This window comes from Stenotrophomonas sp. Br8, assembly GCF_014763005.1.
GTDB lineage: Bacteria > Pseudomonadota > Gammaproteobacteria > Xanthomonadales > Xanthomonadaceae > Stenotrophomonas > Stenotrophomonas lactitubi.
Window position 1 is genome coordinate 97,046 of record NZ_JACGTN010000026.1, and the last position, 24,439, is coordinate 121,484.

Here is a 24,439-nt window from a genome sequence, read left to right on the forward strand (position 1 = left end):
ACGTGGCGGTGCAGCTACGGCACCTGGCGTTCCTCACGCCCGGAAGCTATCTACCGGAACAACCCCGCGCGGGCCTGGATGCGACGCTGGCGCTGATCGCGTTTGCCGAACAGCTGGGCTATGACGGCGCGTGGGTGCGCCACCGCCACCTGGAACCGGGCATCAGCTCGGCAGCAGTGTTCCTGGCGGCGGCCAGCCAGCACACCACCCGCATCGAGCTGGGCAGTGCGGTGATCCAGCTGGGCTATGAAACACCTTTCCGCCTGGCCGAGGATCTGTCGTTGCTGGATGCGCTGGCCGGTGGCCGGCTGCAGGTGGGAGTCAGTACCGGCGCGCCGCCACACGGGGAACTGGTTGGGTCCTTGCTGTACGACAGCGACCCCGCGCACATCGACTTTTCCCATGGCCGGGTGGCGCGGTTGCTGGAAGCGCTGCGGGGCGAGCCGTTGGGTGATGCGGATGCCGAGGTCGGCAATGCCGCCACGCGCTATCGTCCGCGACTGCAGCCGCAGGCGCCGGGGCTGGTGGACCGGGTCTGGTATGGCGCTGGCTCTCTGCAGTCGGCGCGTTCGGCGGGGGAGCAGGGCCTGCATCTGCTGCTGGGCAACGTCAACCGCGCCGAGCTGAGTGATGACTTCTTCGGTGCCCAGCTGCAGCACCTGCAGGCCTATCGCGCGGCATTGCCGTTGGACAGCCCGCGCCGCGTGGCGGTGGGGCGTGTGCTGGTGCCCACCGATGGTGTGGATGCGGCCACGCGCCAGCGGATCGAGGCCTTCAGTGCGCAGCGGCATGCGCGCACCCTGGCCCCGCAAGGGCCACGCCGCACCATGTTCGCGCCCGACGTGGTCGGCAGCACGGCGCAGATCATCGCGCGGTTGCAGGCCGATCCGCTGCTGCAGCAGGTGGACGAGCTTCGCGTGGAGCTCCCCTATGAGCTGCCCGAGCAGGACTACCGGCGCATCCTCACCACGGTGATCGAGGACATCGCGCCGGCACTGGGCTGGCGCGCGCCTGCACAGGCGGCCTGACGCCGCGAGCGTCCATAACGGCCGGCAGTCTGCTTATTGCCAACCTGCATCTGCATGGCCGGATCCGACCGTGGATTGTCGAGTTCTGGCGCTGGCATCCGGCCGTCCTTCTCTAGCATCGATATCGAAGCGGCAGTGCATTGCCGCCCCCTACGAGGACGATTCCGTGGCTGTAGACGCAACCCACAAACCCATCCTGTTCCTGCTGGACCGCGAGTTCGAGGACGGCCAGTTGCCCGGACAACGCTTCTTCTGCCGGCACAGCCTGCTGCTGGAAGGGGCGCTGTCGAGCATCGATGGCCTCGACGCACAGCTGGATGTGCGCCGCATCGGCTTCAGCCGGCCGCGCCGCGAGGTGATCGCCGAGATCGGCGAGCAGGACCAGTCGCTGCCGAAGCTGGTGCTGCCGCAGGGCGTGGTCAATGAGTACGCCAGTGGTGAGTACCAGCAGCGCCAGTACATCTCCGGTGCCGAGCCGATCCTGGCAGCACTGAACGGCCTGCTGGGCATTCCCGTGGCCCATCCCTGAGCGAGGACGTGACGATGAGCTACCTCACCAGCGTGTTGGACAAGAGCCCGGTGGCCGACGGCAGCACGCCGGAACAGGCGTTGCGCAACAGCCTGCAACTGGCGCAGCGTGCTGAGCAGTTGGGCTATCACCGCTACTGGTTTGCCGAGCACCACGCAGCGCCGACGCTGGCCAGCCCGGCACCGGAAGTACTGGCGGCGTGGGTGCTGGCGCAGACCCGGCGCATCCGCATCGGCAGTGGCGGGGTGATGCTGCGCCACTACGCACCGTACAAGGTGGCCGAGAACTTCAATCTGCTGGCGGCACTGGCGCCAGGGCGCGTGGATCTGGGCGTGGGCAAGGCACCGGGCGGTCTGCCGGCATCGACTGCCGCACTGGCCGCCGGTCGCCCGGCATTCGCCGATTTCGACCAGCAGCTGCGCGACCTGGAAGGATATCTGTCCGATGCACAGGCTGATGCGCAGGCGCGGCCGATTCCGCAGACGGCGCCGGAGCGCTTCCTGCTGGGCGCAAGCCCGCAGAGCGCGCGGCAGGCGGCCGAACTGGGCTGGCGCTTCGTGTATGCCGCGCACTTCGACGGCGACCCGAAACACATCGAGGCCGCCTTCGAGGCGTATCGCGCGGTGTCCACGCACGCGCCGCTGCTGGCAACGGTGGCCTTCGCCGCGCCCACCAGCGAGGCTGCTGCGCGCCATATCGGCGCGTTGCGGGTCTACAAGCTGCACCTCGGCCCCGGACAAGCGGTGAACCTGCCCAGCCCCGAGGCCGCTGCCGAGTACGCACGGCAGGTGGGTGTCACTGACTTCCGCGTCGAAGAAACACGCCCCAGCGTGCTCTCTGGCGACGCGCAGCACGTACGCAGCGAGCTGGATGCGCTGCACCGGCGCTTCGGCGTGGGTGAATTCATCCTCGACGCGCCGGTGGCCGACCTCGACGCACGCCTGACGTCCCTTGAACTGCTGTCGCCCGCACCCCGCGCGGCGGTGGCCTGACTGCTGGAGCGACCCCATGAGCACGACCCCGCGTCCCATCCCGTTCGGCATCATGCTGCAGGGCCCCGGCAGCCACATGCACGCCTGGAAGCATCCGTCCAATGCGCCTGATGCCAGCGTCAACCTTGGCTATTACATCGACATCGCGCGTACCGCCGAGGACAACGGCATCGCCTTCGGCTTCGTTGCTGACGGCCTGTACATCAACGAGAAGTCGATCCCGCATTTCCTCAACCGTTTCGAGCCGATCTCGCTGCTGTCGGCACTGGCGACGGCAACGAAGAAGATCGGTCTGGCCGGCACGCTGTCCACGTCGTACAGCGATCCGTTCACCGTAGCCCGCCAGTTCGCCTCGCTGGACCTGCTCAGCGGTGGCCGTGCCGGCTGGAACGTGGTGACCTCGCCGCTGGAAGGTTCGGGCCGCAACTACGGCCGCCCGCATCCGGAACACGCGCTGCGCTACCAGATTGCCGATGAGTACCTTGAGGTGGTGCAGGGCCTGTGGGATTCGTGGGATGACGATGCGTTCGTGCGCGACCGCGACAGCGGCACGTTCTTCGCACCGGAGAAGTTCCGTCGCCTCGACCACAAGGGCCGCTTCTTCCAGGTGGAAGGTCCGCTCAACATCCAGCGCTCGCCGCAGGGGCAGCCGGTGATCTTCCAGGCCGGTTCGTCCGACGATGGCATTGCGCTGGCAGGCAAGTATGCCGATGCGGTGTTCACCCACGCGCCGTCGCTGGAGGAGACCCGTGCATTCACCCAGAAGGTGAAGAACTCGGCGATCGCCCATGGCCGCAGTACCGGTGACGTCAAGATCTTCCCCGGCATCGGCCCGATCGTCGGACGTACGGCGGAAGAAGCCGAAGCCAAGTACCAGGCGATTGCCGCGCTGGCCGGGCTGGACGATGCACTGGCGTATCTCGGCCGCTTCTTCGACCACCATGATTTCAGCCAGTACGACCCGGATGCGCCGTTCCCGGAGCTGGGCGATATCGGTGCCAATTCCTTCCGCTCCACCACTGACCGCATCAAGCAGGACGCGCGTGAGCAGGGCCTGAGCCTGCGCCAGGTGGCACTGCAGGCGGTGAGCCCGCGGCCGAACTTCATTGGTACGCCGGAGCATGTGGCCGATGAGCTGATCCGGTGGTTCGACGCCGGTGCCAGCGATGGCTTCATCCTCGGCTTCGCCGCGCAGCGCGAAGGCCTGGATGATTTCGTGACCCTTGTGCTGCCCTTGCTGGAAGCGCGCGGCTACCACCGCAGTGAGCTCGAAGGAGAGACTCTGCGCGACCACCTGGGCCTGCCACGCAAGGCGAGCCGTTATGCGACCGACGCCGAGCCGGCGCGGAAGGTGGGATAAGGCGATGAGCGGAGATACCTCGGTAGCGCCGGGCCATGCCCGGAGCAATTCGCCGGCAACGGGCGTACTGCCCGAGATCGCGGCACGTGCCGACGAGGCCATCGCGATCCGCCATGACCTGCACCAGCACCCGGAACTGGCCTTCGAAGAACACCGCACCAGTGCCCGCGTGGCGGAACTGCTGCAGCAATGGGGCTACGCGGTCAGCACCGGCATCGGTGGCACCGGCGTGGTCGGTACGCTGCAGCGCGGGCAGGGCAGTCGCCGGTTGGGCCTGCGCGCCGACATCGATGCGCTGCCGATCCATGAAGAATCCGGGCTGGCCTATGCCAGCCAGCGCGAAGGCCTGATGCACGCCTGCGGCCACGATGGCCACACCGCCATCCTGCTCTCGGCCGCCCACTACCTGGCACACCACGGGCGATTCGATGGCACGTTGCAGTTGGTGTTCCAGCCGGCCGAGGAAACCGGGTCGGGTGCTTCGAAGATGATCGCCGATGGCCTGTTCGAACGCTTCCCGGTTGATGCCATCTATGGCCTGCACAACTGGCCGGGCGTGCCGGTGGGACACTTCGGCTTCGTCGACGGACCGGCGATGGCTTCGGTGGACTGGGCGCGGCTGCGGGTGATCGGCAAGGGTGGCCACGGCGCCGAGCCGCAGGGCAGCGTCGACCCGATCCTGGCCGCTGCACACATCATCACCGCGCTGCAGAGCGTGGTGTCGCGCAATGTCGATCCGCGGCAGATGGGCGTGGTCACCGTGGGTTCGATCCATGGTGGGCAGGCCGCCAACGTGATTCCCGATGTGGTCGAGCTGAAGCTGACCGTGCGTGCGTACCTGCCGGAGGTGCGCGATACCCTGCGCCGACGGGTCACCGACATTGCCGAGCAGACCGCCGCTGCGTTTGGCGCGCGTGCCGAGATCGAATTCCCGCGCGGCTTCCCCAGCGTAATCAATCATCCGGAGCAGACGGCGTACATCCGCGAGGTGGCGGTGCAGGGCTTCGGCGCCGGGCAGGTGGTGGAGGCCTTCGCACCGCGTACCGCCAGCGAGGACTTCGCCTTCCTGCTGCAGGCGCGGCCGGGCAGTTTCGTGTTCGTCGGTAACGGCGACAGCGCGCCGCTGCACAGCCCGCGCTATGTGTTCAATGATGCGGCCATCGCCCCCGCGGCCAGTCTGTGGGCGCGTTTGGCCGAGCACTACCTGGTGGAGGACGTGGCATGAGCGTGCGGTACGACAACGATCGCTTCCTGTACACCGCGGTGGATGACCCGCTGGCGCGGCCGTTGTTTGATGGTCTGGAGCAGGAATATGACAACCGCTACGCGGACGTGCGCCGTCGGATTGGTGGCAGCGCCCGCGAAGAGCTGCAGCGCTATCCTGCGGAGGCCTTCGCGGCCCCGGTGGGTGCGTTCGTGCTGCTGCTGCGCGACGGCGTGGCAATCTCCGGCGGCGCGTTCATGCCGCATCGCGATGAGGATACCGCCGAATTCAAACGCATCTGGACGCTGCCCGGTCTGCGCCGGCAGGGCATCGCCCGCCGCGTACTGCAGGAACTGGAAGACCAGGCTGCGCGGCAGGGCTATCGACGCGTGTTCCTGACCACCGGCTTCCGCCAGCCGGAGGCGGTCGGCCTGTACCTCAGTCATGGCTACACCGCGCTGTTCGATCTGGATGCGGATCCGGAAACCATCGCGCATCTGCCGTTCGAAAAACAGCTGGTGCCGCAGCCGCAGCTGGACGTCGCGCCCGCCATCGCACTGCACGGAGCGGTGGCATGAGCACACCGTCCACCGCTATCGAGGGCATTCCCCGCCAGCCGGCCACGGCGCTGAAGATCGTGCCGGCGCGGCACCCGCTGCAGGTGATCGGTACGGTGCTGGCACTGGCGCTGATCCTGATCGGGCTGCAGTCGGTGCTGGGCAATCCGCGCTGGGGCTGGGGCACGTTCGCCGAATGGTTCTTCGCCCGCCCGATACTGGCAGGGCTGGGGCGCACGTTGCTGCTGACCGCGCTCGGTACCGGCCTCGGCTTCGCGCTGGGCACACTGTTGGCCTTGGCCCGCGTCTCCGGCTCACCGCTGCTGTCGGCGGTGTCGTGGGGCTACGTGTGGCTGTTCCGTTCGATTCCGCTGCTGGTGCTGTTGCTGCTGCTGAACAACCTGGGCTACCTGTACAGCACCATCGAACTGGGCGTGCCGTTCACCGGCATCAGCCTGTTCTCGTACCCGACCACGCAGTTGATCGGCGTGTTCACTGCGGCGGTACTCGGCCTCACCTTGAACCAGGCGGCGTTCTCGGCGGAGGTGATCCGTGGCGGCATCCTGTCGGTCGACCACGGCCAGTACGAAGCGGCCGCAGCGTTGGGCCTGCCGCGCGGCCGACAGGTGCGCCGCATCATCCTGCCGCAGGCGATGCGTTCGATCCTGCCGGCGGCGTTCAACGATGTGATCGGGCTGGCCAAGAGCACCTCGGTGGTCTATGTGCTGGCGCTGCCGGAGCTGTTCTACACCGTGCAGGTGATCTACCGCCGCAACCTGGAGGTGGTGCCGCTGCTGATGGTGGCCACGGTCTGGTACCTGGTGATCCTGACGGTGCTGTCGCTGCTGCAGCGGCGGGTGGAGCAGCGTTTCGCGCGTGGCCAGCTGCAGCATGAGCGCAACGTGTCGCGGGTACCGTCGACGCCACCGCGCCCGGTGGTGCCGGCCATTGCACGCGTACCCAGCCGAGCGGCTTTTGCCGTGCCGATCGAGGCGGGCACGGGCGCCGCCGTTTCATTGCAGGGTGTGGGCAAGGCCTTCGGCGAGCAGACGGTGCTGGATGACGTGCACCTGGAACTGAAGGCGGGCAGCGTGACCGTGCTGATCGGTCCGTCCGGTGCCGGCAAGTCCACGCTGCTGCGGCTGATCAATCATCTTGAACGCGCTGACAGTGGCTTCGTAACGGTGGGCGGCCAGCTGATCGGCTACCGCCGAGACGGCGACACCTTGTACGAGCTGCCGGAAGGCGAGATCCGCCGTCGCCGCGCCGAAGTCGGCATGGTGTTCCAGGGCTTCAACCTGTTCCCGCACATGACCGCGCTGGAGAACATCATCGAAGCGCCCATCGCCGTGCGCGGCATTTCGCGTGCACAGGCCGAGCAGCAGGCGCGCACCCTGCTGGAGCGGGTGGGGTTGGCCGACAAGGCCGATGCCTTCCCGCGCCAGCTGTCCGGTGGCCAGCAGCAGCGCGTGGCCATTGCCCGCGCGCTGGCGCTGCAGCCGAAGGTGCTGCTGTTCGACGAGCCGACCTCCGCGCTGGACCCGGAGCTGGTGTCGGAGGTGCTGAGCGTGATCGAGGAGCTGGCCAGTTCCGGCACCACGTTGGTGATCGTCACCCACGAACTGGGCTTCGCCCGGCGTGTGGCCGACCACGTGGTGATGATGGACCAGGGTCGGGTGATCGAGCAGGGCACGCCGGACGCGCTGTTTGAAAACCCGCGCCAGCAACGCACCGCCGATTTCCTGGCCAAGACCCTGTAACCCCTTTCGAGAAACCCCATGAGCCCAGCATCGCAGCGACGTCCCGCACGCAGCACCCTGTTGATCGTCGGTGTGCTGGTCATCGGCATCGCCGGCATCGTCTACTCACGCGTACGCCAGGGCCCCGATGGCGTGCCTGTTGCGGCGACATCGCTGGCAGCCAGCAACGCGGAGATACTGAAGGGCACGCCCGATCCGAAGGCGCAGGCACTGATTCCGGCCGGCTACCGTTTCGTCACCCCGGGTGCCTTCACCATCGCCACCCATCCCGGCCAGCTGCCGTTGGCCGACTACGGTGCCGACAGCAAGGAAGTGGTGGGCGTGGAGCCCGATATCGCACGATTGATCGCAGACGGCCTCGGCCTGAAGCTGGTGGTGGTGCCGGTGGCCTGGGCCGACTGGCCGCTGGGGCTGGAATCGGGCAAGTACGATGCGGTGCTGTCGAACGTGACGGTCACCGAAGAGCGCAAGAAGAAGTTCGATTTCTCCAGCTACCGTTTCGACCTGCTGGGCATCTACACCCGCACCGATGGACCGATCCAGAAGATCGCCACGCCCGCCGACGTGGCCGGGCTGAAAGTGGTTGTGGGCGCCAGCACCAACCAGGACCAGATCCTGCGCCAATGGGACAAGCAGAACATCGCCGCGGGCCTGAAACCGGTGGAGTACCAGTACTTCGATGACGCAGTGATCGGGCGGCTGGCGGTGATCACCGGTCGCGCGGATGTATCGTTCGAGCCGAATGCCACCGGTGCCTATTCGGCACGCGATGGCAAGGTGCGCCGGGTCGGCCTGTTCCCGGGCGGCTGGCCGGATGCGGCGGCGATCTCGGTGACCACCCGCAAGGGCAGCGGTCTGGCCGATGCAGTGACCCAGGCCCTGAACACGCAGATCAGCAGCGGTACCTACGCGAAGGTGTTGGCACGCTGGAACGTGGCCGAAGAAGCGGTGCCGCAGTCGCAGACCAATCCGCCGGGGCTGCCGGGGTTCTAGCGATGCCGCTTGGTAGGCGTCGAGCTTGCTCGACGGAAGGCATGCCGACCAAGGTCGGCCTCTACCGGAGGGCGTGCCAACCAACGGTTGGCACCCACCGGAATGCGAGGCGGGGCATGCCGACCAAGGTCGGCCTCTACCGGGGTCAGGACTGCCAATCAATGTGTTCCGGACGGGCGCCTGCATTGCCGTGAAAGAAACTGATCGCGGCAAAGCACGCTTCGACGTCGATGCACCATGCCAGCGGATATCCATCCACCTGGCCGTTGTCGAGCCGGAAATAGGCGTTGCCGGCGCGATGTTCGTTTCCGCAGGAATGGAAGCCGCCGTCGCCCGGCTCGTGCAGGTACATCAGCCACGCGTGTTCCGCATTGCGCAGCATGCACAGCGTTGGCCCATCGGGCACCGATGCCCACAGCTCGAACTGGGGCATCGATGCGGCCAGCGCCAGTGCGCTGGCCAGCTGTTCGTCGGTCGTGGCGGCAACCGGGCCGCCATTGAGTAGAAGTTCGATCACTTCGGTTCCTGCAGGGGCGTCATTACCAGCGTGCCTCAAGCATACGGAACGGGCCATCGAGCAGCACCCCGTCCTTGTCGAAGTTCTGTACCGATCGCCCATCGACGCGCACGTCCTTCGGCAGGGTGCGGCTCGGCCACCACACACGTACCGGGCTGCCCTTGCGCAGTCCCTTGCCGAGCGAGACCTGCAGCGTTCCATCGCGTTGGCGCGCCTGCATCTGCAGGGTGCCATAGGCAGTGGGCAGGCGGTCCACGGCCAGGCCTTCACCGGCCACCCAGGAAGGCGGCGTGCCCGGCAGCAGCGACAGCGCATCATCGTCCTCGCGCATCAGCATGCCGAACAGGGTGCGGCCGTATTCGGCGCCGATCCAGGTGTGCGGCATGTCGCCCAGGTAGCGTGGGAAACGCAGCCGCGAATGCACGACCTCGGCCAGAACCTGCCATTCCAGCGGTCTGCGATCGTGCAGCAGGCCCTGCAGCAGCTCATCGGCCGCTTCAGGCTGGCCCAGGTGCACGTAGCTCAGCACGTTGCGGATTTCATACGGCGTGTAGGCATACAGCGCACCGGGCTGGTTGCGCTTGCGCACATCGTCCAGGTAGCGGGCGAAGGTGGTGCGCAGGGCCTCGGCGGGCAGCACGCTCTGCGCACCGGTCGGGTCGAGTGCGATCGACACACCGGTCGGGTCGCCGTCGCCCAGGTCGGCCGATGATGGAATGAAGTCGATGCCCTTCCATGCCATGGTTGCGCGGATCGACGCATGCAGTGCGTCATACAACGCCTTGTACTGTTCGCGCGCCCACTTCGCGGTTTCGTGGTCGCCCAGTGACTCGGCCAGCCACGCGCCGTCATGCCAGCCCTTCAGACCCCAGTAGTCGTCCCAGTAGCTGTGGGTGGGCGAGGGGTAGCCCTCGTGGCTGATCGACGGCGCAAGAATGCCGGCGAAGCGCTCCGGTGCAGGCTGGTCGGCCATGTAACCCGGCACCAGCGTGCGTTCGCGCAGTTCCTGCAGGAAGCGCAGCGCGGCCTTCACCTTGGGCAGATAGGCACGTACGCTTTCGGGCCCGCCATCCAGCCGTGCGACGTCGGCCACCAGGGTGACGTACTGGCCTTGGCTGTCGTACTCGATGTCCGAGCCGAAGCCGGTATTGACGCTGCCATCGTCGTTGAGGATGGGCGACACCAGGCCGTTGCCGTGCACGCCATGTTCGCTGTACCAGGCCAGGTAGTCGCGCGCGACCTTGGCTTCGCCCATGCGCAGCAGCACGGCCGAGGTGGCCATGCCGTCGCGGATGAAGGAACGGTTGTAGTTGCGTGGGCCGGGCTGCATCGCCGGGCCGGTCTGGTTGATCAGCATGTACGCGGCCTGCGCGCGCAGCATGTCCACCAGCGACGGATCGGGCAGGCGCAGGCCGACCTGGCCCAGGCGTGCCTGCCAATCGGCGGAGGCACGGCTGGCCAGCGTGTCGAAGGCCTTGTCGCCATCGCGCGGCAACGATGTGAGGTCGAGGGTCGGTGCTTGCGGCAGCACGCCATTGGCATCGGCGGTGGCGGTGCCAAGTGGGAAGGCCACCACCACCGCATCGCTGGCACCGGGGGCCAGGCTGACGCGATAGCTCAACGCCGCCGCTGCCAGGCCTGCGCCGTCGCTTGCCTGCTGTGCGGCAGGCAGTTGCCCGCTGGCGATGGCCGACGTGATCTCGGTGTCGCCTTCGTTGCCGAAGGGCGCGGCGCCGGCGGCATCCACCGCAGTGAGTGACTGCAGCAGCGTGCGGCCATTGACGCGCACGGCGTTGCCTGCAACGGCCACCTCGCGGATCGGCGACAGCCCGCCGTTCTGCCACGGCGGGTTCATCTGCATCGGTCGCACTGCGAGGGTCAGCGTGCCTTCGATCGCCGTGCTGCCGGTGTTGCGCAGGCGATGGCGCACGAAGGTGACCGGTTGCCCGTCGCGCTCGATGGCGAAGGCTTCGCTGCGTAGTTCCAGCCCCGGTTGCGGCGACCAGGTGGCCGATGGCATCGGCTTCCAGCCATCGCGAAGGGCGTGCTGCACGGGGTGTTCGGCGGCACCCGCCGCGCGGCCATCGGCACTGCGCCAGATCGGCTGCACCAGCGGCGCACCCTTGTAGGCCTCGATGTTGCCGTACTCGTCGAAGATCGATTTCTGCCGGCCCGCGTGCACACCCACCGCGGTCCAGTAGGTCTGCTGCATGTGCAGCGACGCGGGGAACAAGGCGCGCTGCGCGCCGCTGGCGGCGATCTGGTAGCGCTTCATCGGCGTCATCACCGCCTTCGGGCCGAGCAGGCGGAGGCGCTTGATCTGCGGTGCATCGCCTTCCACGGTCAGCCGCAGCGCCTGCAGATCGAGCGGGGCGTCGGCCGCCAGCCAACTCTGCTGCCGGCTCGCTGCCTGCGCATCGCGCGCCAGTTCGTGCCAGTGGCCCTTCGCATCCTGTGCCTGCAGGCGTGCAGCGCCGTGCACGTTGGCCCAGTCCACCGCCAGCCCGGTGCTCGGCTGCGCACGGGGCAGGGTGATGTCGAGCATGTGGATGCCGCCCTTGCCAGCGGGGATGGCAACCGAGCCGCCGCCCTGCCACAACGCAGCAGACTGGGCGGCATCCAGCCCGGTTATCCGTGCAGTGAGCGCGGTGTCGAGCGGTTCCATTTCGAAGATGGAGACGCCCCAGTCGGAGGTGCGCTGCGGGCTGGCCAGGCGCAGGTAGCGGGCCTGGCGCGGTGCAAAGTACAGGGTCTCGATACCGCCCAGTGAATCGGCCATGACGTAGGCGGTCTGCCACTGCTTGCCATCGAGGGAGGTCTGCAGTGAATAGCCTTCGGGGTTGGAAACGTCCCAGGTGAGGCGGGTACCGGCCAGCATTGCCGGTTTGCCGAGATCGATCTGGAACCAGTGGCCGGGACTGAACGCGCCACCGGTCACCGTCTTCGGATCGTTGTCGATCAGGTGGCTGATCGCCATCGCCGGAACCTGCTGCGATGACGCGCTGGCCTGCCATTGCGCACGAGGTGGCAGGTTCTGTGCGCTTACGGCTGCAGCCAGTGCGAGGGTCGGCAGCAGCAGGGCCAGGGCAAGGCGCCGGTTCGGCGGGCAGGGAGCGGTCCAGCGGTCGGCGCACAACGTCATTGCGAAGGCCTCACATCAGCAGGGCCCGGGAACGGGCGGGCCTACGCTAGCAAGGGATGTAACCGGTTACATGACGCGTCGCAATATTTCCCGGACATGCTCCAGCCCGACGTTTCATGAATGCGCACAGATCCGCTCGCGCAACCAGCGATGCGCCGGATCGCGATGCACGCGCTCATGCCAGAGCATCACCATCTCGAACCCCGGCACATCGAGGGGTGCTTCAACCGCCTTCAAGGCCGGATCCTGCGCGACCAGGCGCGACGGCATCATCGCCACCAGATCCGTGCGCAGCAGCACGCTGCGCAGGAACAGGAAGTGCGGCACCGACAGCACCACGTTGCGACGCGCGCCGGCATGCGCCAACGCGCTGTCGGTGCCGCCATGGAAGCCGCCGCCATCCGGTGACACGATCACATGGTCCAGTGCGCAGAACTGCTTCAGCGTCGGCCGCCGCTTGAGTCGTGGATGATCGCGGCGCCCGGCCAGTACGTAGCGCTCCTGGAACAGCGGGCGATGATGCAGCGAGGGAGGCGCGTCGGAGGTGATGTGGAGCGCGAGATCGATCTCGCCGCGTTCGCTCTGCGCCACCATCTGGGCTGGTGCCAGGCTGACGACCGCAATGCGGGTGCCGGGTGCACGCTGGCGCAGGTCGGCCATCGCCGGCAGGACGATCGTGGTTTCGCCGAAGTCCGACGCCATGATCCGCCATGTCTGCGTGGCCTGGGCAGGATCGAACGCCTGTACCGGCGCGACCGCGCGCTGCACTGCGGCCAGTGCCTCGGCCAACGGCTCGCGCAGCGCATCGGCCCGCGCGGTGGCACGCATGCCGCGTGGCCCCGGCAGCAGCAGTGGATCATCGAACAGGTCTCGCAGGCGCGCCAGCTGCACGCTGACGGTGGGCTGGGCCAGATGCAGGCGCTCGGCGGCGCGGGTGACGTTCTGCTCTTCCAGCAAGGCCTGCAGGGTCACCAGCAGGTTGAGGTCGATACGACGCAGGGTATTGTCCATGGCAATGCCGGGGATTGCAGGAATTCATTTCAACTATAGCGCGGCGACGCCTAACGTGGCCGGCATCCCCTCCTTGGTGCCACCATGAACGTTCTGCTTGTCTACGCCCACCCCGAACCCACTTCGCTCAACGGCACCCTGAAGGCCTTCACGGTCGAGCGCCTGCAACGTGCCGGCCACACCGTGCAGGTGTCCGATCTGCATGCCATGCAATGGAAGGCGCAGATCGACGCCGACGATCACATCGGGCGGGATCCTTCGCTGCCGTTCCACGCTTCACTGGATTCTCGCGAAGCCTTCAAGACCGGCCGTCAGAGTGCAGACATCGCTGCCGAACAGGAAAAACTGCGCTGGGCCGACGCGGTGATCCTGCAGTTTCCGCTGTGGTGGTTCTCGATGCCGGCCATCCTCAAGGGGTGGGTGGACCGCGTGTACGCCTATGGTTTTGCGTATGGCGTCGGCGAGCATTCCGATCGGCACTGGGGCGACCGCTATGGCGAGGGCGCGATGTCCGGCAAGCGCGCGATGCTGGTGGTGACCACCGGCGGCTGGGAGTCGCACTACGGTCCGCGCGGCATCAATGGGCCGATCGACGATGTGCTGTTCCCGATCCAGCACGGCATCCTGTTCTATCCCGGCTTTGACGTGCTGCCCGCGCATGTGATCTACCGCAGCAGTCGTATCGATGACGCGTCGCTGCCTGCCGTGCTGGAGGGTCTGGGTGCGCGGCTGGATGGGCTGGCGAGCGATCCGGTGATTGCCTACCGGCGGCAGAACGGCGGTGATTACCTGATCCCGTCGCTGGAGCTGCGGCCGGAGTTGGCTGAGGGAGAGGCAGGGTTGCGAGTTCACCTCGAACCGTGAGTGGCGCATTCGCCTCTGGAAACGCGACGGAGATTCTGTAGGTTAGGCAGTCCAGCGGCGCTCGCTGTAGCCGCCCTCAGTGAACTCAAGGATACGCAGGTCCATTGAAGACGGAATTCAACTTCACCCTCAGATACCACTTGCCTGATACCTCGATTGATCAAGGTGTCCTCGAGCGGCGCCTGCTCGATGCTGGATGTGGAGATGCACTGCCGGGCATAGGGAGCGTGGCGAGGCTGGCGCTGGAATTCTGTCGTGAGGCGAGCAGTGCCGCTGAGGCGATGCGCTCCGCGCTGGCAGACGTCCAGCGTGCCGTACCCGATGCAGAGCTGATCGAAGTCAGTCCCGATCTGGTAGGGCTGACGGATTTCGCTGATCTGCTGGGCATGTCACGGCAGAACATGCGCAAGTTGCTGCTCGCGCACCCGCAGACGTTTCCGGCACCGGTGCACGAAGGCAGCGCGTCGATCTGGCACCTGGCCGATATTCTTTCGTGGATGCAGGCGCGCGGCAGCCAGAAGGTCAGCAGCGAGCTGGCGGAGCTCGCTGCTGCGGCGCTTCAGATCAATGTGGCGAAGGAGCAGGAACGGCTGGTTAGCCATCCCGGCTGAGGGTCGCTGCGCGACAGGCCATTACAGTTCCACCCGCTCCCACCAGCGCGTTCCCGCGGTCGGTGCCTGCATGTCCAGTGCCTCGCCCATCATCGGCGTGGCCACCGGCACGTTCTTCGCCGCAGCCAATGCGCTGATGCGTTCGAACGGCTGCTGCCATTCGTGCAGGGCCAGGTCGAAGGTGCCGTTGTGGATCGGCAGCAGCCACTTGCCGCGCAGGTCCAGGTGCGCCTGCAGGGTCTGTTCGGGCTGCATGTGCACGAACGCCCAGCGCTGATCGTAGGCGCCGGTTTCGATCATCGTCAGGTCGAACGGGCCGTACTTCTCGCCGATGGCCTTGAAGCCATCGAAGTAGCCGGTATCGCCGCTGAAGAAGATGCGGAAGTCGCCGTCCTGGATCACCCACGAGGCCCACAGGCTGCGATCGCTGTCACCCAGGCCGCGGCCGGAGAAATGCTGGCCGGGCGTGGCGGTCAGGCGCAGGCCAGCGGCTTCGGTGGACTGCCACCAGTCCAGCTGTTCGACCTTGGCCGCATCCACGCCCCAGGCAATCAGCTGGTCGCCTACACCCAGCGGCGCGATGAAGCGCGCGGTCTTGCCGGCCAGCTTCATCACGGCCGCGTGGTCTAGGTGGTCGTAGTGGTTGTGCGAGAGGATCACGCCGGCAATCGGCGGCAGTTCGTCGATGCTGATCGGCGGTGCATGGAAGCGCGCCGGTCCCATCCATTGCACCGGTGAGGCGCGTTCGGAGAACACCGGATCGGTCAGCCAGTACTGGCCGCGCAGCTTCAGCAGGATCGTCGAATGGCCGAGCCGGAACAGGCTGCGGTCAGGCGCTGCGTCCAGCGTGGCGCGGTCCAGCGTCTGCACCGGAATGGGGTGGTTGGGCACGGTGCCCTTGGGCTTGTTGAACAGGAAGGTCCACCAGATCTCCAGGCCATCGCGCAGGCCCATTGCCGGCTTCGGCAGGGCGTTGCGGAACTTGCCTTCGCGGTACTGCGGCGAATCGGGGAAGTCGGGGAGGGACCAGGATTTGCAGAAGGTATAGGTGGTCACGGCGAGGATTCCGAGCAGGAGGACAAGGAGCAGGCGCTTCATGGGTGACGTCCGCAGGGTACACTGCACAGTGTAGTTTCCGATTTCCGGAAAGTACACTGGCGGGTGTAAAATGGGTGCGTTCGTTCAGCTATCTGGTCCCGCCATGTCCCGTTCCCCGCAACGCCTTACCGACCGCAAACGCGAGGCCATCGTCCGCGCGGCGGTGGAGGAGTTCCGGTCGGCCGGCTACGAGGCGACCAGCATGGATCGCATCGCGGCGGTGGCTGGCGTCTCCAAGCGCACCGTCTACAACCACTTCCCGAGCAAGGAAGAACTGTTCGCGCTGATCCTGGAAGAGCTGTGGCACAGCAGCGTGGCCAGCGTCGAGTTGCCGTACCGTGCCGACCAGCCGCTGGAGGTGCAGCTGCTGCAGCTGCTGCGGCAGAAACTGGACCTGCTGGGCGATGCCAACTTCATTGATCTGGCGCGGGTGGCGATGGCCGAGATCATCCATTCGCCGGAGCGTGCGCAGGCGATCGTCTGCCGCATGGGCGAGAAGGAGAGTGGCGTCAGCGCGTGGATCCGTGCGGCGATTGCCGATGGGCGGCTGCGCGAGGTCGATCCGGAGTTCGCCGGCCATCAGCTGCAGGGCCTGGTGAAGAGCTTCGCGTTCTGGCCGCAGGTGACGATGGGCCAGGCGCCGCTGGCACCAGCCGAACGTACGCGCGTGGCCGAGTCGGCGGTGGCCATGTTCCTCGGCTTCTACGCGGTGTAGAGCCCGGCCTGCGCGATCAGTGCGCGCCCAGATGCCTGAGGTAAGCGCAGAACATGTCGGCCACCGCATCGGCATAAGTGCGCATCTGCGCTGCGGTGCGCGGTTCACTGGAGAATTCGCGGCCGGTGGCACCCAGCGTGGTGTCGATCAGATCGACCGCCAGCTGGCGCGTGCCCACCGAGGCCTGCGGCAGCACTTCGGCCATGAACGCGAGCATCGCATCGTCGGACTCGCTGCGTGCTTCCTGCGCTTCCGGCGCATCGCGGTACAGCGGCGCGGCATCGTTCAACGCGCCACGGGTCTGCGCTTCCTCGCATTCCGACACGATGAAGGCATGCACCAACGTGCGCAGGCGCTGCAGGTGCGGTTGCCGTGTGTCCTGCAGGATGTCGCGCAGCATCGCGCCGGTCTGCTGCCACTCATCGCGCTGCAGACGGAACAGGATTGCTGCCTTGTTGGGAAAGTACTGGTACAGCGAACCGACGCTGACGCCGGCGCGTTCGGCCACCCGCGCGGTGGTGAACCGAGGGGCGCCTTCATGCTTCAAAACCTGAGCAGCGGCTTCGAGGATGGCCGCGACCAGGTCGTTCGATCGTGACTGGCGAGGCTGTTTTCTCGAGGAAATCTGCGGCGGGCGGCGCTCGGACATGGCGGTTTTCCAATGCGAATAGGCGGAACGGGGGATCGTCCGTATTCTTGATTGCGACGAATCATTCGCATTCTAACTCCGCCACCGAGAGGAACCTCCGCCCATGTCCACCCTGATCTCCACCCCGGTTGCGCCCCTCCTGGCGCGCCTGTTCACCGAAGCCGACAGCGCGCTCAGCCCGGCCTTGACCGCTGTTTCCGCCGAAGAGCGGCAGCGACTGCTCGGCAGCCGTACCGAATACCGGCGCCTGTACGGCGAGCTGCTGAAGGACCTGTGGCTGCCGGTGTCGCCGGAAACCGGCAGCCTGCTGTACCTGCTGGCGCGCAGCAGCGGTGCCCGTACCATCGTCGAGTTCGGTACGTCGTTCGGCATCTCCAGCATCCATCTGGCCGCTGCGTTGCGTGACAACGGCGGCGGTCGCCTGATCACCACCGAATTCGAGCCGGAGAAGGCGCGCCGTGCCGCCGGCCACCTGCGTGAAGCAGGCCTGGACGACCTGGTGGAGATCCGCGTAGGCGATGCACTGGAGACGCTGGCAGTGGACCTGCCCGATACCATCGATCTGGTGCTGCTCGATGGCGCCAAGGTGCTGTACGACGATGTGCTGGACCTGCTGCAGGAGCGCCTGCGCCCGGGCGCGCTGGTGGTGGCCGACAATGCTGACGACAGCCCGCGCTACCAGCAGCGCATGCGCTCGGGCAGCGCCGGCTATCTGTCGGTCCCGTTCGCCGAGGATGTCGAACTGTCGATGCGCCTCGCCTGAAAGACGCTCATGCCAGCTGCCGGAACTGTTCCGGCGGCAGGGCGTGTGCATACAGATAGCCCTGGCCGACATCCACTCCCAGCGCACGCAGCAGTTGTTCCTGTGCCGTGGTTTCGGTGCCTTCAGCGACGACGATGGCACCGCAGCGGTGCGCCACCTCCACGATGAAACGGACGATGGACTGCGACTTGGCATCGGCCAACGTGGCGATCAGCGCCCGTTCGATCTTGACCTCGGCCACCGACAGCTGCGACAGCAGGATCAGCGTCGAGTAGCCGGCGCCGAAATCGTCCAGTGACAGGCTCATGCCGGCGGCCAATAGAACCACGACGTTGGCGTCGACGACGTCGCGCTCGACGATCTCGGTCCACTCGACGATCTCCAGCCGCAACATTGCGCCGGGTATGCGTTGCTGCTCCAGCAAGGTGCACAGCCGCACGCCGAAGCCGGGTTGGCGCAGCGATTCGGCGGACACGTTTACCGCGATCGTCAGCGTGTGCCCGTCATCCCGGCAGTGGCCAAGGAAGGCGGTGGCCGCCTGCAGCGTGGCCCATTCCAGTTCGGCCAGACGGCCGCGGCGGCGCAGCAGTGAAACCACCCGCATCGGCGCAATCAGGTGACCATCGCCATCGCGCATTCGCAACAGCGCTTCGGCGCCGACCAGGTGGCGGTCATGCAGGCGGAACTTGGGCTGGTAATACAGCGGTGCATCGGCGTGCCGCAGCCAGTGGTCAAGCGCGGTCTCGATCAGTGCATCCACCTCGCTGTCGCGCTGGATGGGATCGTCGAAGAACACCACGCCGGATTCGATCGTGTTCAAGGCCAGGGTGACGGCGCGGAACGGGATGGAGTTGTCGTCGTGCATGGGTGGGGTCAGCTCGACCACCGCACAGCGGAACACCGGGCGGAAGCCCGGCCAGTCATCGCCGATCACCGTGGACAGGCGGTCGGCCAACGCAGGCAGCTCGGCATCCGCGCGGAGATCGGCAAGGCTTGCGTCGAACAGCAGGATCGCCAGCGCGTTGTCTCCGAACTGATAGACCTCCATCGTGCCGGCCGGCCTTGCATGCAGCAGGGTACGGCGCACGGCTTCGGCAGTGTGTGGGTTCCACAGGCCGCTGTCATTCAGGGAGCCATAGCGCAGCAGCAGATCCTGCAGGTTGCCCATCTCGGTCACGATCAGGCACGCGTTGCCACGGTCTTCGCTGCTGCGCCAGTGGCGTTGCAGACGCTCGTCGAGGGCGCGCAGGTTGGGTAGGCCACTGATCGGATCGATGCGCATCCAGGCATGTTCACGTTGGCGCTGGGCATCGATCTGCGCGTCGTTGTAGACCAGTGCGAATACCGCCGCCAGCACCAGCAGCGACACCGGCAGGGCCAGCACCCGCTGGGTGGCCAGCTCCAGCAAGGGCAGCTGCGCGCTGCCGATGATCGCCACGCCCAGCGCCAGGCCAAGCAGGGTCACCGCAATGCGCACCCCCCAGGCCTGCAGGATCAACCGCAGCGAGAGGTGGGTGAGCATATGCGGGTACATCCGCCCACGCAGCCAGATGCCTGCAAGCACCTGCAGCGCCGCTTCCAGGCCGGCGGGCAGGAAATACTGGGTGCCGGAGAACTGATAGCGCGCCAGCAGGCTGGCCAGCAGGCAGGTGACGCCGCCCCGCCAGCCGCCCAGCAGGCCGCTGATCAGCAGGATGTCGATGCCGAGGTTGAGCTTGACCACGCCTTGCGCGTAGCCGGCCACGAACCAGGAGTTGAACAGATAGATCAGGCCAAGAATCGCGCCGATGTAGACGCGGCGCCCTTCGATGGCTTGACCTTGGCGGCGGGTGGCGATCAGGAACACGCCGATCATGCCGATCACTGCGGTGGCCTGCAGCAGGTACAGCGGCAGGCTGGGCAGGGCGCTGTCCAGGATCCGGGTCGAAACCCTTGATAGCGCATCCATAGCCATAGCCGGTCCTGTGTGCGGCCAACTGCCAGTAGCCGCAGGGTAAACCACGGCCGCGTGTGCGGCCAAACCGGGGTTGCCAGCCTGTGCTGAGCGTTAGTAACGCGGATCGGCGATCGCAGGCAGCACCAGCTCACGGACGAAACTGGAGGGCGAGAGCTGCAGCAGAGCGCGCACCATCGCCACCACGTCGTGCACCGGCACGTACTCGCCATTGCCGCGTGCGGCGGCCTGCTGCAGGGGCACCGACAGTGCATCGTCGGTATTGAGGTAGCCCAGCTGCAGCGTCGTCACGGCCAGCCGCTGCTGGCGGAAGCCTTCGCGCAGGGCATCGGCGACGCCGTTGAGCGCGAACTTGGACGCGCCAAAGGCCACCTCGGGGCGGCCACTGCGCGGCAGCGCCGAGGTTGAGCCGGTCAACACCAGCTGCGGGCGGCGTCCGCCGAGCACGCGCGGCAGCAACTGCTTGAGCAGCAGCAGGGTGGCGGTGATGTTGACGTCCACCAGCTGCGCCAGCGCGCTGTCACTTTCGTTGAGGAAATCGTAGTCGTCACTGAATGCGGTCTCCTCCCAGATGCCGAGATTGTGGATGAGCACATCGAGATCCGGCGGCGACTGCGCTGCGATGCTGGCGGCCGCCCGTGCCGGCTGGCTCAGGTCTGCTTCTATCCAGTGCAGGTCGACGCCCCCGCCGCAGTCCAGCTGCGTGGGGCGTGTACGCGACACACCGATGACGGTATCGCCGGGCTGGCAGAGGCCTTCCACGAAGGCGCGGCCGAGGCCTTTGCTGGCGCCGATGACCATGAGTTTCATGCGATGTCCTTTGCTGTGAAGTGTCCGCTTCGGAGAGAATCCAGGCTGTGACCGGGGCCGGAGCGGTGGAGATGGAAGCAGGATCGAGCGATGGCGGTGTCATGCCCTTGCCGTCGCAGTGGTGCAGCGCGCTGCGCGATGCAGAGATCGAGATGCAGAGCATCGGCGTGTCGCGCGCTGATGTAGCGCGGGTGCGACGCCCGGGGTTGCCGGATGCGTTCCTGAAATCGGAAGTGATCGATGCCTTCAGCGAGCTGGATGGCGAGATCCTTCGTCTGCGCTGGTTGCGGGCACAGGGACAGCCGGCGCCCAAGGTGCTGGATACGGCGGAGGAGGGGGGGCGGCGCTGGCTGCTGATGAGCGCGTTGCCCGGCCATGACCTGGCATCGTCGCCGACGCTGCAGCCCACCCAGGTGGTCGTGCTGCTGGCCGATGCGCTGCGCGATCTGCATGCGCTGCCGGTCGCCGCTTGCCCGTTCGATCATCGCCTCGCTTCGCGCCTGCCAGCGGTAGCCGCGCGCGTTGCCGCGGGGCAGATCGATGCGGATGATTTCGACGATGAGCGCCTGGGCAAGAGCGCGGAACAGGTCTATGCCGAACTGCTGGCAACCCGTCCGGCGGATGAGGATCTGGTGGTAGCGCACGGCGATGCGTGCCTGCCGAATCTGCTGGCGGTCGACGGCCGCTTCAGCGGCTTCATCGATTGCGGCCGGCTGGGCGTGGCTGATCGTTGCCAGGACCTGGCGTTGGCCGCTCGCAGCCTGGTCCACAACTACGGCGACACCCGCTGGGTCGCGCCACTGCTTGCCCGTTATGGCATCCGTGCCGATGAGGATCGGCTGGCCTATTACCGCCTGCTGGACGAGTTTTTCTAGGAGCATGCGCAGTCCGCTGGTGTTGCATGGCGCGTCAGGATCGGCCCTCAACAGCGGTTGAGGTCAAGCGCAGCGGCCTGAACGGCGACTGGCCGATAGCCTCGGTGGATCTTTTAAAAGGACGAACGTTCGTTCATTGTTTGCCGCATGAACCGTACCGACCGCAACGAACAGCGTGCCTCGCAGATCCTGCAGGCTGCCCTGCAGTGTTTTCTGGTGAAAGGCTTCCACCAGACCAGCATGCGCGACATCGCGCAGGCGGCCGGCGTCAGTCTGGGCAATCTCTACAACCACTTTCCCGGCAAGGAGGCGCTGATCCTGGCCACGGCCGAAGTCGAACAGGATGAGCTGCAGCCCCTGTTGCAACGCTTGACGGACTGCAATGGCGAACGTGCGCAGGTGCAGGTGTTCCTGCAGGATTTCCATGCCCTGTGCCGGCAGCCGGAATGGGCGCTGCTGAGTGTGGAAGTGCTGGCCGAGAGCGCGCGCAATCCGGCGGTGGCGGCGGCATTTGCGGGCAACCGCGCGCAGTTGCAGCGCGGTCTGGCCGAGGCCCTGCAGGAGGTTGCGCGGCGTGAGCGCCGGCGCCCGGCACTGGCGGCCGCGCTGCAGGCACAGGTATTGCTGGATGCGATTGAAAGCGATGCGCTGCGGCAGGGGTTGGGCGAGGCGCGCGAGGCGGATGCCGACGTGCTTGATCCCGGCCTGCTGGCAGCGCTGCTTGGGGGGCGTTCGTGAGCAGCGACGATCGACGGTTGCATGGGCTGGACCTCGCACGCTATCTCGCGCTGGCCGGCATGGTGCTGGTCAACTTCCGTCTGGCGATGGCCGTTGAAGCAGACGGTGGCGGGGTGCTTGCTGGATTTTTCCATCTGCTGGAAGGCAAGGCCTCGGCAACCTTCGTGACGCTGGCCGGGGTGGGGTTGATGCTGGCTACGCAGCGGCAAGCGTGGTGGCAGGCGAGCATGCAGACCTGGCGGCGGGCAGTGTTCCTGGCCGTACTCGGCCTGCTCAACCTGACCGTGTTTCCCGCCGATATCCTGCACTACTACGCGGTGTACTTCGCGGTGGCGGTGCTGTGGCTGCGCGCCTCGCCTCGTGTTCTGCTGGGCAGCATGATTGCCCTGGCGATGGTCTCGTTCTGGGCCCTGCTGCGCTGGGACTACAGCCAGGGATGGAACTGGCAGACGCTGGCTTACGAAGGTCTGTGGCAATGGCCGGGTGCGATGCGCAACCTGCTGTTCAACGGTTTCCATCCCGTGTTGCCGTGGCTGTGCTTCTTCCTGCTGGGCATGCTGCTGGCGCGGCTGCCGCTGTCGCAGCCACGGGTGCAGCGCGCCCTGCTGTTGCTCGGTCTGTTGTTGATGGGCGCCGGCCAGGCGTTGCAGCAATGGGGCCACGGCACGGTGTGGCAGCTATGGCTGGCGACGCAGCCGATGCCGCCCGGTCCGGCGTATCTGCTGACCGGCGCAGGTGCGGCGTGTGCATTGATCGCCGCGTGCCTGTGGTTGGTGCGGCTGCATCCCGGTGATTGGCTGGAGCCGTTCACCGCAGCCGGACGGATGACGCTGAGCCTGTACGTGGCGCACATCCTGATTGGCATGGGCGTGCTGGAATCGCTCGGTCTGCTGGATGGAAGCGCCAGCCTGTCGTGGGTGTTGATGGCCGCGTTGCTGTTCGTGATGCTGGCTACCGCAGCAGCCTGGTTGTGGTCATGGCAGTTCGCGCGCGGTCCGTTGGAAGCGGTGATGCGACGCCTCGCCGGCTAGTTATTTCGTCGCAGGACACCGATGTTGTGACCCGTTAGCCTGTGCGGATGCAGGGCCATCTGCGATAGTAGGTGTCGTCACCAGAGCACGCCTGCCTCCATGTCATTCGCTTCGGCGCAGCAGATCGTAGAGGTCCTGCAGCAGTCCTACGACATCAACGCGACGGCGGTGGTGCCGCGTCCGGTGGGCGCCGACGCCAACGCGTGCGTGTTCCGCATCGACGCCCGTCATGACCACTGGTGGTTGAAGTGCCGCAACTTCCAGGTTGCGCCAGCGGTCTGGGACAGCCTGCATTGGCTGCGCGGCACATTGGGCATCGAAGAGATCGTGGCGCCCTGGCCGGCATTGGCCGGCGGTGCCTCGGTGCAGCGCTGGGGCCTGCAGTTCACGTTGTTCCCCTATATCGAAGGGCAGTCGGGCTTCGAGGCGCCGCTGAGCCGTGCGCAATGGCGCCGGCTGGGCGAGGTGCTGCGGCGCCTGCATGAGGCCGAGATTCCGCCGGCGCTGCGCCAGGCATTGCCGACGCTGCGGCTTGAAACCGCGGCGGTCGATACGGTGGGTGCGTGGTTGCAGGATCCCTCGACTCTGGCGCAGGCGCAGGATCGATCCGGCAATGCGTTCCTGGCGCTGTGGCAGCAGCAGCGGCCGCGCATCGCCGAACTTCACCAGCGTGCTGAAGCACTGCGTCGTGCGTTGCAGGACGAAGCACCCGCACTTTGTCTGTGCCACACCGATCTGCACGCCGGCAATCTGCTGATGGGGCAGGACGACGCGCTGCACCTGATCGACTGGGACGGCCTGGCGCTGGCCCCGCGCGAGCGCGACCTGATGTTTGTTGGCGCTGCGGTGGGTGGCCGCTGGGGGCGTGAGCATCCGCTGGGCTTCGCCGAGGGATATGGCGACGACCTCGGCGATCCGCGCTGGATCGCATGGTATCGGCACTGGCGCATCCTGCAGGACCTGATCGAATTCGAGCAGATGCTGCTGGGCCCCGGCGCGGCGCAGCGCTCGCTGCAGCAGCACCGGCAGTCACTGCATTATCTGGGCGAGCAGTTCGCGCCGGGCAATGTATTCGATGCGGCCGAGCGCGCGTATCGGGTGCTGTAGGGGGTGCGGCCGGGCTGCGCCCGGCACCCGCAGAGGCCGAAGCCGAAGCAACAGCAACTGCCGAAGCAACAGCAACCGCGGGCATTCCTTGGGAGGGCGGGGTGGGTCCGGTTGCGGGGGACGGCGCAAGT

At 66.7% G+C, this 24,439-nt stretch carries 23 protein-coding genes; 16 read left to right on the forward strand and 7 right to left on the reverse strand.

All coding sequences use genetic code 11. The annotated features are described in order from the left end of the window. Positions 1–8 precede the first annotated feature (8 nt). The 8 genes from H3005_RS20550 to H3005_RS20585 all read left to right on the forward strand — a co-directional run bounded on the left by H3005_RS20550 (position 9) and on the right by H3005_RS20585 (position 8,423). Positions 9–1,028, forward strand: coding sequence for an LLM class flavin-dependent oxidoreductase (locus H3005_RS20550; protein ID WP_191078939.1), 1,020 nt, complete (start codon positions 9–11; stop codon positions 1,026–1,028). A 166-nt stretch (positions 1,029–1,194) separates the two neighbouring features. Further along, positions 1,195–1,557, forward strand: a complete 363-nt coding sequence (locus H3005_RS20555) for a DUF3088 family protein (RefSeq protein ID WP_191078940.1) — start codon at positions 1,195–1,197, stop codon at positions 1,555–1,557. 14 nt (positions 1,558–1,571) lie between these two features. Beyond that, positions 1,572–2,549 carry an LLM class flavin-dependent oxidoreductase gene (locus tag H3005_RS20560; RefSeq protein ID WP_191078941.1) on the forward strand — a complete coding sequence of 326 codons (978 nt, stop codon included), beginning with the start codon at positions 1,572–1,574 and terminating at the stop codon, positions 2,547–2,549. A 16-nt stretch (positions 2,550–2,565) separates the two neighbouring features. Beyond that, a complete protein-coding gene (locus tag H3005_RS20565) occupies positions 2,566–3,909 on the forward strand; it encodes an LLM class flavin-dependent oxidoreductase (protein WP_191078942.1) in 1,344 nt (447 codons plus the stop codon). Between the two features lie 4 nt (positions 3,910–3,913). After that, positions 3,914–5,134: a M20 aminoacylase family protein gene (locus H3005_RS20570; protein WP_191078943.1), complete on the forward strand. Its 1,221-nt coding sequence runs from the start codon at positions 3,914–3,916 to the stop codon at positions 5,132–5,134. Continuing rightward, positions 5,131–5,691 (forward strand): GNAT family N-acetyltransferase, encoded by a 561-nt coding sequence (locus tag H3005_RS20575; protein WP_100552348.1) that lies wholly within the window; start codon positions 5,131–5,133, stop codon positions 5,689–5,691. Before H3005_RS20570 ends, H3005_RS20575 begins: the two co-directional genes overlap by 4 nt. After that, a complete protein-coding gene (locus H3005_RS21100; RefSeq protein ID WP_100552349.1) occupies positions 5,688–7,430 on the forward strand; it encodes an amino acid ABC transporter permease/ATP-binding protein in 1,743 nt (580 codons plus the stop codon). The genes H3005_RS20575 and H3005_RS21100 overlap by 4 nt, the downstream gene beginning before the upstream one ends. An 18-nt stretch (positions 7,431–7,448) precedes the next feature. After that, entirely contained in the window at positions 7,449–8,423 is a 975-nt protein-coding gene (locus H3005_RS20585; protein ID WP_099821301.1) for an ABC transporter substrate-binding protein, read from the forward strand. A 145-nt stretch (positions 8,424–8,568) separates the two neighbouring features. On the opposite strand, the gene H3005_RS20590 is transcribed toward H3005_RS20585, so the two are convergent. The 3 genes from H3005_RS20590 to H3005_RS20600 form a co-directional block, all read right to left on the reverse strand. After that, positions 8,569–8,940 (reverse strand): Imm1 family immunity protein, encoded by a 372-nt coding sequence (locus H3005_RS20590; RefSeq protein WP_191078944.1) that lies wholly within the window; start codon positions 8,938–8,940, stop codon positions 8,569–8,571. Between the two features lie 22 nt (positions 8,941–8,962). Next, positions 8,963–12,082, reverse strand: a complete 3,120-nt coding sequence (locus H3005_RS20595; RefSeq protein WP_100552351.1) for a discoidin domain-containing protein — start codon at positions 12,080–12,082, stop codon at positions 8,963–8,965. 114 nt (positions 12,083–12,196) lie between these two features. Then, positions 12,197–13,093: a LysR family transcriptional regulator gene (locus tag H3005_RS20600; RefSeq protein WP_100552352.1), complete on the reverse strand. Its 897-nt coding sequence runs from the start codon at positions 13,091–13,093 to the stop codon at positions 12,197–12,199. A gap of 84 nt (positions 13,094–13,177) precedes the next feature. Between H3005_RS20600 and H3005_RS20605 the strand changes: the two genes are divergently transcribed. Then, positions 13,178–13,957: an NAD(P)H-dependent oxidoreductase gene (locus H3005_RS20605; RefSeq protein WP_100552353.1), complete on the forward strand. Its 780-nt coding sequence runs from the start codon at positions 13,178–13,180 to the stop codon at positions 13,955–13,957. A 104-nt stretch (positions 13,958–14,061) separates the two neighbouring features. Then, a complete protein-coding gene (locus H3005_RS20610) occupies positions 14,062–14,568 on the forward strand; it encodes a DNA-binding protein (protein ID WP_100552354.1) in 507 nt (168 codons plus the stop codon). 21 nt (positions 14,569–14,589) lie between these two features. Here the strand turns inward: H3005_RS20610 and H3005_RS20615 are convergent, their stop codons facing one another. Beyond that, positions 14,590–15,666, reverse strand: a complete 1,077-nt coding sequence (locus tag H3005_RS20615) for an MBL fold metallo-hydrolase (protein WP_100552355.1) — start codon at positions 15,664–15,666, stop codon at positions 14,590–14,592. Positions 15,667–15,769: 103 nt separating this feature from the next. Between H3005_RS20615 and H3005_RS20620 the strand changes: the two genes are divergently transcribed. Beyond that, positions 15,770–16,381 carry a TetR/AcrR family transcriptional regulator gene (locus tag H3005_RS20620; RefSeq protein WP_100552356.1) on the forward strand — a complete coding sequence of 204 codons (612 nt, stop codon included), beginning with the start codon at positions 15,770–15,772 and terminating at the stop codon, positions 16,379–16,381. A 16-nt stretch (positions 16,382–16,397) separates the two neighbouring features. On the opposite strand, the gene H3005_RS20625 is transcribed toward H3005_RS20620, so the two are convergent. Beyond that, the gene (locus tag H3005_RS20625; protein WP_100552357.1) at positions 16,398–17,030 is read right to left on the reverse strand and encodes a TetR family transcriptional regulator; all 633 of its coding nucleotides are present in this window, start codon (positions 17,028–17,030) and stop codon (positions 16,398–16,400) included. A 103-nt stretch (positions 17,031–17,133) separates the two neighbouring features. On the opposite strand from H3005_RS20625, the gene H3005_RS20630 reads away from it, so the two are divergent. Further along, on the forward strand, positions 17,134–17,793 hold the full coding sequence (locus H3005_RS20630) for an O-methyltransferase (protein ID WP_100552358.1): 660 nt from the start codon (positions 17,134–17,136) through the stop codon (positions 17,791–17,793). Positions 17,794–17,800: 7 nt separating this feature from the next. Here H3005_RS20630 and H3005_RS20635 read toward each other — a convergent pair whose 3' ends face one another. Then, positions 17,801–19,741 carry a bifunctional diguanylate cyclase/phosphodiesterase gene (locus H3005_RS20635; protein ID WP_100552359.1) on the reverse strand — a complete coding sequence of 647 codons (1,941 nt, stop codon included), beginning with the start codon at positions 19,739–19,741 and terminating at the stop codon, positions 17,801–17,803. 99 nt (positions 19,742–19,840) lie between these two features. Beyond that, complete coding sequence (locus tag H3005_RS20640; RefSeq protein ID WP_100552360.1) at positions 19,841–20,557, reverse strand: SDR family oxidoreductase; 717 nt, start codon at positions 20,555–20,557, stop codon at positions 19,841–19,843. Between the two features lie 71 nt (positions 20,558–20,628). Here H3005_RS20640 and H3005_RS20645 point away from each other — a divergent pair, with 71 nt between their 5' ends. From H3005_RS20645 to H3005_RS20660, 4 genes are all read left to right on the forward strand, one after another. Further along, entirely contained in the window at positions 20,629–21,432 is an 804-nt protein-coding gene (locus tag H3005_RS20645; RefSeq protein ID WP_100552361.1) for an APH(3')-II family aminoglycoside O-phosphotransferase, read from the forward strand. A 147-nt stretch (positions 21,433–21,579) separates the two neighbouring features. After that, complete coding sequence (locus tag H3005_RS20650; protein WP_191078945.1) at positions 21,580–22,170, forward strand: TetR/AcrR family transcriptional regulator; 591 nt, start codon at positions 21,580–21,582, stop codon at positions 22,168–22,170. After that, the gene (locus tag H3005_RS20655; protein WP_191078946.1) at positions 22,167–23,201 is read left to right on the forward strand and encodes a DUF418 domain-containing protein; all 1,035 of its coding nucleotides are present in this window, start codon (positions 22,167–22,169) and stop codon (positions 23,199–23,201) included. The genes H3005_RS20650 and H3005_RS20655 overlap by 4 nt, the downstream gene beginning before the upstream one ends. Positions 23,202–23,300: 99 nt before the next feature. Next, positions 23,301–24,308, forward strand: a complete 1,008-nt coding sequence (locus H3005_RS20660; protein WP_191078947.1) for an aminoglycoside phosphotransferase family protein — start codon at positions 23,301–23,303, stop codon at positions 24,306–24,308. The last annotated feature ends 131 nt before the right edge of the window (positions 24,309–24,439 follow it).

Bases quoted from the DNA above. Each gene is read 5' to 3' on its own strand.
- H3005_RS20630 (WP_100552358.1), top strand. From the start codon at position 17,134: ATGTCCACCCTGATCTCCACCCCGGTTGCGCCCCTCCTGGCGCGCCTG.
- H3005_RS20575 (WP_100552348.1), top strand. From the start codon at position 5,131: ATGAGCGTGCGGTACGACAACGATCGCTTCCTGTACACCGCGGTGGAT.
- H3005_RS20585 (WP_099821301.1), top strand. From the start codon at position 7,449: ATGAGCCCAGCATCGCAGCGACGTCCCGCACGCAGCACCCTGTTGATC.
- H3005_RS20625 (WP_100552357.1), bottom strand. From the start codon at position 17,030: ATGTCCGAGCGCCGCCCGCCGCAGATTTCCTCGAGAAAACAGCCTCGC.
- H3005_RS21100 (WP_100552349.1), top strand. From the start codon at position 5,688: ATGAGCACACCGTCCACCGCTATCGAGGGCATTCCCCGCCAGCCGGCC.
- H3005_RS20570 (WP_191078943.1), top strand. From the start codon at position 3,914: ATGAGCGGAGATACCTCGGTAGCGCCGGGCCATGCCCGGAGCAATTCG.
- H3005_RS20640 (WP_100552360.1), bottom strand. From the start codon at position 20,557: ATGAAACTCATGGTCATCGGCGCCAGCAAAGGCCTCGGCCGCGCCTTC.
- H3005_RS20605 (WP_100552353.1), top strand. From the start codon at position 13,178: ATGAACGTTCTGCTTGTCTACGCCCACCCCGAACCCACTTCGCTCAAC.
- H3005_RS20560 (WP_191078941.1), top strand. From the start codon at position 1,572: ATGAGCTACCTCACCAGCGTGTTGGACAAGAGCCCGGTGGCCGACGGC.
- H3005_RS20595 (WP_100552351.1), bottom strand. From the start codon at position 12,082: ATGACGTTGTGCGCCGACCGCTGGACCGCTCCCTGCCCGCCGAACCGG.
- H3005_RS20645 (WP_100552361.1), top strand. From the start codon at position 20,629: ATGGAAGCAGGATCGAGCGATGGCGGTGTCATGCCCTTGCCGTCGCAG.
- H3005_RS20635 (WP_100552359.1), bottom strand. From the start codon at position 19,741: ATGGATGCGCTATCAAGGGTTTCGACCCGGATCCTGGACAGCGCCCTG.
- H3005_RS20660 (WP_191078947.1), top strand. From the start codon at position 23,301: ATGTCATTCGCTTCGGCGCAGCAGATCGTAGAGGTCCTGCAGCAGTCC.
- H3005_RS20650 (WP_191078945.1), top strand. From the start codon at position 21,580: ATGAACCGTACCGACCGCAACGAACAGCGTGCCTCGCAGATCCTGCAG.
- H3005_RS20620 (WP_100552356.1), top strand. From the start codon at position 15,770: ATGTCCCGTTCCCCGCAACGCCTTACCGACCGCAAACGCGAGGCCATC.
- H3005_RS20565 (WP_191078942.1), top strand. From the start codon at position 2,566: ATGAGCACGACCCCGCGTCCCATCCCGTTCGGCATCATGCTGCAGGGC.
- H3005_RS20615 (WP_100552355.1), bottom strand. From the start codon at position 15,666: ATGAAGCGCCTGCTCCTTGTCCTCCTGCTCGGAATCCTCGCCGTGACC.
- H3005_RS20600 (WP_100552352.1), bottom strand. From the start codon at position 13,093: ATGGACAATACCCTGCGTCGTATCGACCTCAACCTGCTGGTGACCCTG.